This window comes from Micromonospora sp. ATA51 (assembly GCF_016802855.1).
In the GTDB taxonomy this organism is placed as follows: Bacteria; Actinomycetota; Actinomycetes; order Mycobacteriales; family Micromonosporaceae; genus Micromonospora; species Micromonospora sicca.
Window position 1 is genome coordinate 1 of the sequence record NZ_JAEVHJ010000213.1, and the last position, 11,614, is coordinate 11,614.

Sequence of the window (11,614 nt, forward strand, 5' to 3'; positions counted from 1 at the left end):
GGACGGACCGGCCGGAAGCGCGCCCGCCCGGGACGCCGGGCCCGCGACGGCCGGGACGGCAGCCGGTCCCGGCGCCGCCGGGAGGATCAGCGGAAGCATGAGGAGGGCCACCGTGACCGGCCCGGGCATGGTTCGCACGGCCGGCAGCCTGCCCCGACGGCGGTCCCCGATGCCACCGGGTACACCGCCGATTGTGGACGGCGGCCGCGCTGTGGACAACGGCCGGCGGCGGAGTCGATCTGCTATGCGGGCGGCACCGGCCGGCCACCCGCACCGCCTATGCTGAGCCGGTGACGCGGGACTGGTACGCCTGGCACGACGACTACGACCAGCCGGGCTCGGCCCTGTTCCGACGCCTGACCGAGCTGCGGCTGCACATCCGCGCGGCGCTCGACCAGGCCCCGCCCGGCCCGCTCCGGGTGGTCAGCCTCTGCGCCGGTCAGGGGCGGGACCTGGTCCCAGTGCTCGCCACGCATCCCCGGCGGGGCGACGTGACGGCCCGCCTGGTCGAGCTGGACCCCCGCAACGCCGAGGTGGCCCGGGCGGCCGCGGCGGAGGCCGGCCTGCCGGCGGTGCAGGTGGTGGTCGGGGACGCGGCACTGACCGACCACTACGCCGACCTCGCCCCGGCGGATCTCGTGCTGGTCTGCGGGATCTTCGGCAACATCGTCGACGCCGACATCCGGGCCACCGTCCGGCACTGCGCCGCCCTCTGCGCCACCGGTGGGACGGTCTTCTGGACCCGGCACCGCCGCGAGCCCGACCTGGTGCCCAGCATCTGCGACTGGTTCGCCGAGGAGGGCTTCACCCCGGTGGCGGTGAGCAGCCCGGCCGACGGGGTGGGGGTGGGCGTGCACCGTTTCACCGGCCGGCCCCGGCCACTGCCGGGCGGCGTGCGGATGTTCGAGTTCGTCGGCCACGTCCGCCTCACCCACCCGTGACCGGGCGTCCGCCCGCCGACCGCCGGGAGCAGAGATGACCACTGTGGACGACGTCAGCCGGCCGTCCCGGATCGCCGGTCCGGACGAGGCGATCAGCGCCGAGGAACTGCAGCTCGCCGCCCGCAATCACGGCATCCCGCTGGAGGCGCTGCGCTACGACGTCACCCCGGCCGGGCTGCACTACCTGCTCATCCACTACGACATCCCGGACGTCGACCCGGCGGCGCACACGCTGACCGTCGACGGCGCGGTGGACCGGCCGCTGAGCCTCGACCTGGCCGCGCTGCGGGACCGGCCCCGGGTCACCCACCGGGTGACACTGGAGTGCGCCGGCAACGGCCGGGCGCTACTGCACCCGCGGCCGGTCAGCCAGCCGTGGCTGGTGGAGGCGGTCGGCAACGCCGAGTGGACGGGCACGCCGCTGGCGCCGCTGCTGCGCGAGGCCGGGCTCTCCCCGGACGCCGTGGACGTGGTCTTCACCGGTGCGGACCACGGCGTCGAGCGGGGCGTCGAGCAGGACTACCGGCGGGCGCTGCCGGTCGCGGACGCGTTGCGCGAGGAGGTGCTGCTGGCGTACGAGATGAACGGCGCTGCTCTGCTGCCGCAGCACGGGTCCCCGCTGCGGCTGATCGTGCCCGGCTGGTACGGCATGGCGCACGTGAAGTGGCTGCGCGGCATCCGGGTGCTGACCGAGCCGTTCGACGGCTACCAGAACGCGGTGGCGTACCGGCTGCGGAAGGACGCCGACGACCCCGGCGTGCCGGTGACCCGGATCGAACCGCGCGCCCTGGTCCGCCCGCCGGGCTTCCCGGACTTCATGTCGCGGACCCGGGTGCTGCGGCCGGGGCCGTGCACGGTGGACGGTCGGGCCTGGTCGGGACACGCGCCGGTGAGCGCGGTGGAGGTGACCACCGACGGCGGGGCGAGCTGGGCGCCGGCCCGGCTGGACGAGCCGAGCGGCGGGGAGTGGGCCTGGCGGCGGTGTGAGTTCGACTGGGCCCCGGAGCCGGGGCGGTACGTGCTGGGCGCCCGGGCCACGGACGCCTCCGGACGCCGCCAGCCGGTGGAGCAGCCGTGGAACCGGGGCGGCTTCGCCAACAACCTGGTGCAGCGGGTCGAGGTGGCGGTGCTGGCGGGGTGAGCGGCGCGGTGGGCCGGGCCGCCGGCCGGGCGGGTCAGCCGCGGCGAGCGGAGATCGTCAGCCGCCGAATCCGGAGTCTGCGGGAAGGGAGATGTCCGGCTTTTCGAGCTCTTCCACATTGACGTCCTTGAACGTCATTACCCGGACGTTCTTGACGAAGCGGGCAGGACGGTACATGTCCCACACCCAGGCGTCGTGCATCTCGACCTCGAAGTAGACCTCGCCGTCCGAGTTACGCACGTGCAGGTCGACCTGGTTGGCCAGGTAGAAACGGCGCTCGGTCTCCACCACGTAGGAGAACTGGCGGACTATGTCGCGGTACTCCCGGTAGAGCTGCAGCTCCATCTCGGTCTCGTACTTCTCGAGATCTTCCGCGCTCATCGCACTCCGCCTTCCATGACCACATCTTCCCCCACCGACGCCGGGGGTCGAGGCTGCTCGCCCAACGCCACGCCGACGGTACTCCCTGACGCGCCGGAGCGCTCCATCGGCTCGTCCGGGCCGTCCACCACCGGACGCCGGGACCGCGGTGGGCGCCCGTCCCGGCCGGAGATCGTGGCCACGTTGACGTACGAGAAGCGGTGCTCCCGGCACGGCCCGTGCTCCCGCAGCGCCGCCGTGTGCTCCGGCGTGATGTAGCCCTTGTGCTCGGCGAAGCCGTACCTCGGGTACCGGTCGTCCAGCTCCACCATGATCCGGTCCCGGGTGACCTTGGCCAGCACGCTCGCCGCCGCCACGCAGGCCGCCACCTGGTCGCCCTTCCAGACCGCCAGCCCCGGCACGTCCAGCCCGTCGACGCCGAAGCCGTCGGTCAGCACGTACTCGGGGCGGGTGGTCAGCGACGCGAGGGCGCGCCGCATCGCGGCCAGGTTGCACACGTGCAGCCCCCGGGCGTCGACCTCCTCGGCGGGGATCACCACCACCGCGTACGCGAGGGCGCGGGCGACCACCTCGTCGTAGATCCGCTCCCGGCTGGCCGGGGTGAGCAGCTTGGAGTCGGCCAGCCCGTCGATCTCGCCGCGCCGCCCCTCGGGCAGCACCGCGGCGGCGGCGACGAGGGGCCCGGCGCAGGCGCCCCGCCCGGCCTCGTCCGCGCCGGCCACGTGCCGGAAGCCGCGCCGCTGCAGGGCCCGCTCCAGCGCGTAGAGGCCACCGTCGCGGCGCACCACGGTGCGCGGGGGCGTCAGCACGGTGCACCCCCGTGGGCGGCCGGTCGAGCGGCGAGCGCCCGGGTCAGCACGGCCGGCAGGTCCTCCGGGTAGTAGCGCTCGTCGGTCCCGGCCAGCTCGTCCTGGGACCACCAGCGGTGGCCGGTGACGCTGGTCCGCTCGACCTCGTCGAAGCCCGCCGTGTCCACCTCCCAGGCCGGGACGCGGACCAGGAAGAACTCCTGCTCCTGCCGGTACCAGACGCCGTCGAACGGGAACTCGACCGTCTCGGCCCACACCGGCGGGCCCAGCTCGGCCGGGGTGAGCCGCAGCCCGGTCTCCTCGGCCAGCTCGCGGGCGGCGCCGTCGGCCGGGCTCTCCCCCGGGTCGAGCCCGCCGCCAGGGGTGAACCAGTAGGCGTGGCTCGGTCGGGCCGGATCGGTGCCGGCGAAGAGCAGCACCCGGTCGGCCGCGTCGACGAGCAGCACCCGGGCCGCGCGACGAGGGGTGTAGACGGTCACCGCCCAAGCCTGCCAGACGGCTCCGACGAACGCCCACGCCTCCCGGGCTCAGGGATTGGGGATCCCGTCGAACTGCTTCGGGACGGTGAGCCAGGTCGCCCGGTCGACCGGCCAGAACACGGTGAACGCCCGCCCGACCACCTGGTCCTCGGGAATGGTGGCCTCGGTGATGTCCTGGCCGGACTGCTGCCAGTGCTCCAGCGAGTCGCCCGAGGCCTCCCGGTGGTCACCCATGACCCAGAGCCGCCCCTGCGGCACCGTGATGTCGAAATCCTGGTCGGCCGGTTTGTTCCCGGGATAGATGTACGGCTCGTCCAGCGACCGGCCGTTGATGACCAGCCGGTCCTGGGCGTCGCAGCAGACCACGTGGTCGCCGGCGACCCCGATCACCCGCTTGATGAAGTCCTCGCCCTCCGGGTTGCCGCTCCACTCGGTGGGCGCCTTGAAGACGACCACCTCGCCCCGGTGCGGCGATCGGAAATCGTAGACCAGCTTGTTGACCAGCACCCGATCGTCGATCTTGAGAGTGTTCTCCATGGACGGGGAGGGGATGAAGAAGGTCTGCAGCACGAAGGCACGCACCAGCACTGCGACCAGGATCGCCACGCCCAGGAGAATGGGCAGCTCCTTCCAGAAGGAACTGCGGGGCTTTTCGGTCTGCTCGTCAATCACGGGAGGAGCCTACGACGCCGGGCGCGTGGGGACCGTCCGGAACGCGCGAGAACGGAGAGGGCCGCCGTGACCGGGAGGATCAGCACGACACCGCCCACCGGGTCGGGATCGACGGGGGCCGGCCGGGCCGGCGCGCCGTCCGCCCGGGCCAGGCTGGCGAAGGTGTCCGGCACGGGCAGCGAGGTCCACCGCTCGGAGGGCCAGACGATCATGAAGGCCCGGCCCACCACGTTGTCGATCGGCACCGGACCCTGACAGCGGGCGTCCTGGGAGACCAGCCGGTGGTCGCCCATCACGAAGATCTGCCCGGCCGGCACGACGACCTCGGTGAACTGCCGGGACCGGCACTCCTTCGGGTTGGGCGGCAGCTCGACCGGCGAATCCTCGGAGACGTACGCCCGCTCGTCCAGCGGCACGCCGTTGACCACGACCCGGCCCTTGTCGCAGCACCACACCTTGTCGCCGGGGACCCCGATCACCCGCTTGATGAAGTCCTTCTCCCCGGGGCGGCTGACCCCGACCAGGTCGCCGAGGGTGCGGCCGACTTTCCCGGCGAAGCCGGCCGGCGGCGCCGGGGTCTCCTGGGCGACCCACTTGTCGGTGCCCCGGAAGACCACCACCTCGCCGCGCACCGGATCCCGGACGTCGTAGACGACCTTGTTGACCAGCACCCGGTCGCCGATGAGGAGGGTGTTCTCCATCGACCCGGAGGGGATGAAGAACGCCTGGAGCAGGAAGGTGCGGATCAGCACCGCGAGGCAGAAGGCGACGATCAGGAGCAGCGGCAACTCCTGCCAGAGGGGCATCTGCCGCCGGGCGCGCCGGGCCCGCCGGCGCCACGGATCGACGGTGCCGTCCTCGTCAAGCATCTGCACCATGCCACTCTCCGGTCCGCAGAACCGACACTACCGCCCGGGAGCCTCGTCGTGAGACCCCACGGGCGGTAGTGGGCCGCTGTGCCGCCGCGAGACGCGCTGCGGCGTCGCTGCCCTCCTGCGCCCGTACGATCAGGGTAATGCGATCTGGTCGATACGACATCCGCGCAGCTCAGGCGGCGTGGCGAGCGGAAAGTCAGCTGGTCGGCTGCTTCTCGCGCAGCTCCTTGATCTTGGCCTTCTTGCCGCGCAGCTCGCGCAGGTAGTAGAGCTTGGCGCGACGCACGTCACCGCGGGTCACGATCTCGATCCGGTCGATCGCCGGGCTGTTGATCGGGTACGTCCGCTCCACACCGACACCGAAGCTGACCTTGCGGACCGAGAAGGTCTCGCGCAGACCGTCACCCTGGCGGCGGATGACGACGCCCTGGAAGATCTGGACACGGGACCGGTTGCCCTCGACGACCCGCGCGTGCACCTTCACGGTGTCACCGGCACGGAAGTCGGGGAGGTCGACCCGCTTCGACTGGGCGTCAAGGGCGTCCAGGATGTTCATCGCTGTGTCCTCGTGAGGCTCACGGCGCACCGTCAGTCGGTGCGCGGATGGGTGATTCTGATCCCCGGGTGGTGGACGGCGGGCCGGCCCCGGTCGAGGATCCTCGCAGCCGTCCGCGGGCGCGGACGGATGCGGCAACCCCTCTACTTTGCCACATCCCCCGGCGGCGAGGAAAATCCGCCCCGGTCCAACGCCGCCCGGTCCCGCTTGTCCAGGCTCTCCGGCGGCAGCGCGGCCATCATGTCGGGGCGGCGCGCGGCCGTCCGGGTCAGCGCCTCGTCCCGCCGCCAGCGGGCGATCCGCCCGTGGTCGCCGGAGCGGAGCACGTCCGGCACCTCGTGCCCGCGCCAGGTCGCCGGCTTGGTGTACATCGGGGCCTCGAGCAGCCCGTGGGCGTGCGACTCCTCGTCCAGCGAGCCGGCGTTGCCGAGCACCCCGGGCAGCAGCCGGGTGACCGCCTCCAGGATCACCAGCACCGCGACCTCGCCGCCGAAGAGCACGTAGTCACCGAGGGAGACCTCGGTCACCCGCATCCGGGTCGCCGCGTGGTCGAGCACCCGCTGGTCGATGCCCTCGTACCGGCCGCAGGCGAAGAGCAGGTGCGACTCGGCGGCCAGCTCGTGCGCCATGGCCTGCGTGAACCGGACGCCGGCCGGCGAGGGCACCAGCAGCCGGGGCATCGTGTGGCCGTCCGGGTTGAGCTCGTCGGGGGCGAGGGCGTCCAGCGCCTCACCCCACGGCTCCGGCCGCATCACCATGCCGGGGCCGCCGCCGTAGGGGGTGTCGTCCACCGTGCGGTGCACGTCGTGGGTCCAGGTCCGCAGGTCGTGTACGGCCAGCCGCAGCGTGCCGTTCGCCCGGGCCTTGCCGATCAGCGACAGGTCCAGCGGGGCGAAGTACTCCGGGAAGATCGACACGATGTCGACGCGCATTGGGGGTGCTCCGGCGGCCTAGAGATCGAGCAGACCGGCCGGCGGGTCAACGACGACGCGACCGCCGGCAAGGTCCACCTCGGGCACGATCGCCTTGACGAACGGAATCAGCGCGGTACGCCCCTCGGGGCGGCGCAGCACCAACAGGTCGGACGCGGGCGCGTGGTCGATCCCGGCCACCTCGCCCAGCCGCTCCCCAGCGGGGGTGACCACGGCGAGGCCGACGAGCTGGTGGTCGTGGAACTCCTCCGGGTCCGCCGGCGGGGCCACGTCGCCGCTGTCCACCGTGAGCAGCGTGCCGCGCAGCGCCTCGGCGACGTCCCGCTCCAGGACGCCCTCGAAGGCCACCAGCAGCCGGCCCTGGTGCCAGCGCGCCGACTCGATGGTCAGCTCGGCGGGCACGCGGAACGGCACACCGGGACCCGGCGCCGGATTGGCCGGGGGTGTCACCCCCGGCTCGGTGCGCAACACCGAACCGGGGGTGAACCGTGCTTCGGGCTCATCGGTCCGCACCTCCACGGTGACCTCACCGCGGATCCCGTGCGGCTTGCCGATCCTGCCGACGACGAGAAGCATCAGTACGAGTCGACGATGTCGACGCGTACCCCACGCCCACCGATGGAGCCGATCACCTGGCGCAGTGCCTTGGCGGTCCGGCCGGACCGCCCGATCACCGTGCCGAGATCCTCCGGGTGCACGCGGACCTCGAGCCGCTTGCCCCGACGGGAATCGACCATCCGCACCCGGACGTCGTCCGGGTGGTCGACGATCCCCTTGACCAGATGCTCCAGGGCAGGATGCAGTGCCATGTCAGGCCTGCTCGCCGGACTCGGCACCGGTCTGCGCCTCGGCCTTCGGCGCCTCGGCCTCGGCCGGGGCGGCCTCCGCCTTGGGAGCCTCCGCCTTGGGAGCCTCCGCCTTGGGAGCCTCCGCCTTGGGAGCCTCCGCCTTGGCGGCCTTCTTTGCCGGCTTGGCCGGGGTCTCCGGAGCCAGGCCGGCGGCGGCCTTCGCCTCGGCCTCGTACGCCGCCTGGCGGTCGGCCCGCTCCGGGGCGACCTTCAATGGCGGCGGGGCCGGCAGGCCCTTGAACTTCTGCCAGTCACCGGTCAGCTCCAGCAGGCGCTGCACGGCCTCGCTCGGCTGCGCGCCGACCGACAGCCAGTACTGGACCCGCTCCGACTTGACCTCGATCACCGAAGGGTCTTCCTTCGGCTGGTACACGCCCACGAACTCGATCGCCCGGCCGTCGCGCTTGGTGCGCGAGTCGGCGACGACGATGCGGTACTGCGGGTTGCGGATCTTGCCCATCCGCAGGAGCCGGATCTTTACGGCCACAGTTGTTTCGCTCCTGTTGCGATCTCACCGGCCCGGTACGGGCGGTGCACGGGTGAGCGCCGACCGGCACAGTGGGGTTTGGGCCGGAGACTGCTCGGTGGACTGGCGACGCGCCCGGGTTAGAGGGCGCCGGACGCGGGCCGGATACCAGCGACCCATTCTGCCAGATCCGGCGCGGATCTCTCACACCGGACCCGGACAGGTCACCCGAGCCGGTGGCCGAGGTGACGGACGACACCGTCAGCGGACCGGCGGACGATCCCACCCCGGCGGCAGTTCGTCCGGTACGCCCCATTCGGCCGGTGGGGTGAAGTCGCACCAGGTGCCGTCGAATGGGAACACGCCGGCCTCGGCGAGGGCGATGACCCGCTCCCCCTCGGCCCGGACCGCCTTCTCGTCGGCCACCCAGTAGTCGTCGGGGAAGACGAGGCGTTCGAGAAACTCCTCCTCGTCCTTCCACTCCCAGCTGTGGTTCGGCCGGACCACCACGTCCAGGTCCTGGTCGACCATGTCCACCCCGGCCACCGGGCCGTCGTCCCAGCGGACGCCCGGTTCCTCCAGGTTGACGTACCAGTTGCTGAACCGGCCCTGCCCGTCCCGGAACCACCAGACCGAGTGGGCCGCCCCGGTGGGCAGGAACTTCAGCACCGGCGGCCCGTTCCACCGGCCCTGGGCCAGGCGGTAGGACGAGGTGATCCACTCGGCGAACGGCATCGCCCGCATGCCCAGCCCCGCCTCGGTGACCTCGTGCGCCACCGGCGAGTCCCGGGCGATCCAGAGCAGCAGGCCCCGGTCGTCGTCCAGGACCACCCGGGCCGACCGGACCCAACCGATCCGGCCGTGCCGCACGTTCCGGTGCATGATCAGCCGACCCGGCGCGAACCGGGCGACGGGGTCGCCGGGCCGCACGTCAGTAGGCGCGGGCGAGGATGGCGACCAGGTCCGACTCGTCCTCCGAGTCCGGCACCGAGCCGTCGGCCCGCAGCAGGCAGCGGACCGTCACGCCCTGGGCGTTCGCCTCGGCCTCGCCCTGGACGCCGACCGCCGACCACGGCACCTTGGCCCAGCCGGTGGCCGCCGCCTCGATCGCCTCGCCCAGCGTCGACACCTCGACGGTCCGGGACTCGCGGTGGGCCAGGGCCTGGTCGTGCAGCGCCCGCTGGTCGGCCTCCAGCGCGGCCAGCACCGCGCCGACCACGTCGGCCACCGGCGTCGGGGACTTCGAGCCGTCCGTACGCCGGACCACGACCGCGTTGCCGGTGGCCAGGTCGCGGGGGCCGACCTCGACGCGTACCGGATAGCCGCGCAGCTCGGCGTCGACGGCCCGGCGGCCGAACGCGGTGTCCGTGCGGTCGTCGAGCGCGACCCGGACGCCGGCGTCGCGCAGGCCGTCGCGGAGCTTGGCCGCCGCCTCGCCGACCCCCTCGCCGTCCTTGACGATCATCACGTACGCCTGGATCGGCGCCAGCTTCGGCGGCACCCGCAGGCCGTTGTCGTCGCCGTGCGCCATGATCAGACCGCCGAGCATCCGGGTCGACGTGCCCCAGGAGGTGGTCCAGGCGTGCTCCCGGCCGCCCTCGGCCGAGGAGTAGCTGATGTCGAACGCCTTGGCGAAGTTCTGCCCCAGCTCGTGGCTGGTGCCCAGCTGGAGCGCCTTGCCGTCGCCCATCATGCCTTCGCAGGTGTAGGTGGCGGTCGCGCCGGCGAACCGCTCCCGGGCGGTCTTCAGCCCGACCACCACCGGGATGCCGAGGACGTTGACCATCAGGTCCTCGTACGCCTCGTGCAGGATCCGCCGCGCGTAGGCGCGCGCGTCCTCCCGCGTGGCGTGCGCGGTGTGCCCCTCCTGCCAGAGGAACTCGCTGGTGCGCAGGAAGATCCGCGGCCGCAGCTCCCAGCGGACCACGTTCGCCCACTGGTTGAGCAGCAGCGGCAGGTCCCGGTACGAGTCGATCCACTTGGCCATGAACTCGCCGATCACCGTCTCGCTGGTGGGGCGGACCACGACCGGCTCGGCGAGCTGCTTGCCGCCACCGTGGGTGACCACGGCCAGCTCCGGTGAGAAGCCCTCGACGTGCTGGGCCTCACGCTTGAGGTAGCTCTCCGGGATGAAGAGCGGGAAGTACGCGTTCTCCGCGCCGGCCGCCTTGATCCGGGCGTCCATCTCGGCCTGCATCCGCTCCCAGATGGCGTAGCCGGCCGGTCGGATCACCATGGTCCCCCGGACCGGGCCGTTGTCGGCCAGCTTCGCCTTGGCGATCAGGTCCTGGTACCAGCGGGGAAAGTCCTCCGCACGGGGAGTGAGCACGCGTGCCATGACCGCACATCCTATGCGCCGTCCGCCGGGCCGCCGCGCTCGGGCACGCCCGACTGGCGGGAAGCAGCGCCCCGGCCGGGCGCGGGCGGGGCAGCGGCACGAACCCGACGCTGACTAGCATTTGCGGCCTGTGGCGGTTCCCAGCCGAGGCGGGCGAGGTCCCGGTGGTGTCCCGGGCGACCGGGCACGCCCAGTTGGACGCGGTCCCGCTGCCGCTGGCCACGATCGGCACGCCGACCCCGTTCGAGGTACGCGGCGCGCTCGGCAACGGCGTCACCTCGACGCCCCGCGCGACCCCGGTGAGCGTCTGGGGGCTGTGGGCATGCCTCCCGCCGCTGGCCCCCGGCGCGCACGAGCTGGCCTTCGGCGGCAGCGACGGCGGCGGCTTCTGGGTGGAGCAGCGACTAGTGGTTGCTTCCCTTTCTAGAGCTGTCCACAATTGGCTGTCGTGGGTAGCGTGTATCGGATCGGCGAGTTCGCCGAGCGGGTGGGCCGCTCGGTGAGTACGGTGCGCCGGTGGGAGGCGGAGGGTCGGATCGCGGCCCGTCGTCTGCCGTCGGGGCAGCGGTACTTCGACGATTCTGATGTGCGCCGGGTGCTGCAGCCGGGCTTCGACGCCGACCGGCGGAAGGTCGTGGTGTACTGCCGGGTGTCATCGCCGGGTCAGAAGGCCGACCTGGCCTCGCAGGTGGCGGCGATGCAGCAGTTCTGCCTTGCTCGCGGTCTGGCCGTGGACGAGTGGATCAGCGAGGTCGGCGGCGGGATGAACCTGCGCCGTAAGAAGTTCCTGGCGTTAATGGACGCGGTCGACCGGGGGGAGGTTGGCACGCTGGCGGTGGCGCACAAGGACAGGCTGGCCCGGTTCGGCTTCGACTTCCTGGAGCACGTGGCGGCACGTGGCGGCTGCGAGATCGTCGTCGCCAATCACGAGTCACTGTCCCCACAGCTGGAACTAGTGGAGGACTTGTTGGCAGGGTCATTGCGTTGTCGGGATGCTGCTGGTCACGGCGGTGATGAGGTCGTGGGGGCGGCGGTTCGCGCGTCGGGTGGCGCGGGCGATGTTGGCCTCGCCGTTGGTGCGGTGGTAGCCGATCGAGGTGTTACGCAGGGTCGCGAGGACGGCGGGTCCGGTGCCGGTCCGGGCTTGGTGGAGATCTTCACGGAAAGTGACGTCCC

General features: G+C 72.5%; 14 protein-coding genes and 2 pseudogenes. 4 read left to right on the top strand and 12 right to left on the bottom strand.

The window, feature by feature from the left end; translation table 11 throughout:
- Positions 1–290: 290 nt before the first annotated feature.
- Entirely contained in the window at positions 291–941 is a 651-nt protein-coding gene (locus JNW87_RS26300) for a methyltransferase domain-containing protein (protein WP_109802505.1), read from the top strand.
- 34 nt (positions 942–975) lie between these two features.
- Positions 976–2,082, top strand: coding sequence for a sulfite oxidase (locus JNW87_RS26305; protein ID WP_238454609.1), 1,107 nt, complete (start codon positions 976–978; stop codon positions 2,080–2,082).
- 57 nt (positions 2,083–2,139) lie between these two features.
- Here the strand turns inward: JNW87_RS26305 and JNW87_RS26310 are convergent, their stop codons facing one another.
- From JNW87_RS26310 to proS, 12 genes and pseudogenes are all read right to left on the bottom strand, one after another.
- Positions 2,140–2,463, bottom strand: a complete 324-nt coding sequence (locus JNW87_RS26310) for a DUF2469 domain-containing protein (protein WP_007075222.1) — start codon at positions 2,461–2,463, stop codon at positions 2,140–2,142.
- Positions 2,460–3,272, bottom strand: coding sequence for a ribonuclease HII (locus tag JNW87_RS26315; RefSeq protein WP_109802507.1), 813 nt, complete (start codon positions 3,270–3,272; stop codon positions 2,460–2,462). The genes JNW87_RS26310 and JNW87_RS26315 overlap by 4 nt, the downstream gene beginning before the upstream one ends.
- The gene (locus tag JNW87_RS26320; protein WP_238454610.1) at positions 3,266–3,751 is read right to left on the bottom strand and encodes an NUDIX hydrolase; all 486 of its coding nucleotides are present in this window, start codon (positions 3,749–3,751) and stop codon (positions 3,266–3,268) included. Before JNW87_RS26320 ends, JNW87_RS26315 begins: the two co-directional genes overlap by 7 nt.
- Before the next feature lie 48 nt (positions 3,752–3,799).
- Positions 3,800–4,423, bottom strand: coding sequence for a signal peptidase I (gene lepB, locus JNW87_RS26325; RefSeq protein ID WP_109802509.1), 624 nt, complete (start codon positions 4,421–4,423; stop codon positions 3,800–3,802).
- 9 nt (positions 4,424–4,432) lie between these two features.
- Positions 4,433–5,301: pseudogene (lepB, locus tag JNW87_RS26330) on the bottom strand (signal peptidase I).
- Positions 5,302–5,494: 193 nt separating this feature from the next.
- Positions 5,495–5,854 (bottom strand): 50S ribosomal protein L19, encoded by a 360-nt coding sequence (gene rplS, locus JNW87_RS26335; protein WP_109802511.1) that lies wholly within the window; start codon positions 5,852–5,854, stop codon positions 5,495–5,497.
- Positions 5,855–5,997: 143 nt separating this feature from the next.
- Entirely contained in the window at positions 5,998–6,786 is a 789-nt protein-coding gene (trmD, locus tag JNW87_RS26340; protein WP_238454611.1) for a tRNA (guanosine(37)-N1)-methyltransferase TrmD, read from the bottom strand.
- 18 nt (positions 6,787–6,804) lie between these two features.
- Positions 6,805–7,362 carry a ribosome maturation factor RimM gene (gene rimM / locus JNW87_RS26345; RefSeq protein WP_109802513.1) on the bottom strand — a complete coding sequence of 186 codons (558 nt, stop codon included), beginning with the start codon at positions 7,360–7,362 and terminating at the stop codon, positions 6,805–6,807.
- On the bottom strand, positions 7,362–7,622 hold the full coding sequence (locus tag JNW87_RS26350) for an RNA-binding protein (RefSeq protein ID WP_238454612.1): 261 nt from the start codon (positions 7,620–7,622) through the stop codon (positions 7,362–7,364). The genes rimM and JNW87_RS26350 overlap by 1 nt, the downstream gene beginning before the upstream one ends.
- On the bottom strand, positions 7,597–8,121 hold the full coding sequence (rpsP, locus tag JNW87_RS26355) for a 30S ribosomal protein S16 (RefSeq protein WP_238454613.1): 525 nt from the start codon (positions 8,119–8,121) through the stop codon (positions 7,597–7,599). Before rpsP ends, JNW87_RS26350 begins: the two co-directional genes overlap by 26 nt.
- 240 nt (positions 8,122–8,361) lie before the next feature.
- The gene (locus tag JNW87_RS26360; protein ID WP_238454615.1) at positions 8,362–8,982 is read right to left on the bottom strand and encodes a DUF402 domain-containing protein; all 621 of its coding nucleotides are present in this window, start codon (positions 8,980–8,982) and stop codon (positions 8,362–8,364) included.
- Between the two features lie 49 nt (positions 8,983–9,031).
- A complete protein-coding gene (gene proS, locus JNW87_RS26365) occupies positions 9,032–10,438 on the bottom strand; it encodes a proline--tRNA ligase (protein ID WP_109802515.1) in 1,407 nt (468 codons plus the stop codon).
- 167 nt (positions 10,439–10,605) lie between these two features.
- Here proS and JNW87_RS26370 point away from each other — a divergent pair, with 167 nt between their 5' ends.
- Positions 10,606–10,941 carry a hypothetical protein gene (locus tag JNW87_RS26370; RefSeq protein ID WP_238454614.1) on the top strand — a complete coding sequence of 112 codons (336 nt, stop codon included), beginning with the start codon at positions 10,606–10,608 and terminating at the stop codon, positions 10,939–10,941.
- Positions 10,887–11,411 (top strand): annotated as a pseudogene (locus tag JNW87_RS26375) (IS607 family transposase); the annotation flags it as partial. The gene JNW87_RS26370 and the pseudogene JNW87_RS26375, both read left to right, overlap by 55 nt.
- Positions 11,412–11,614 lie beyond the last annotated feature (203 nt).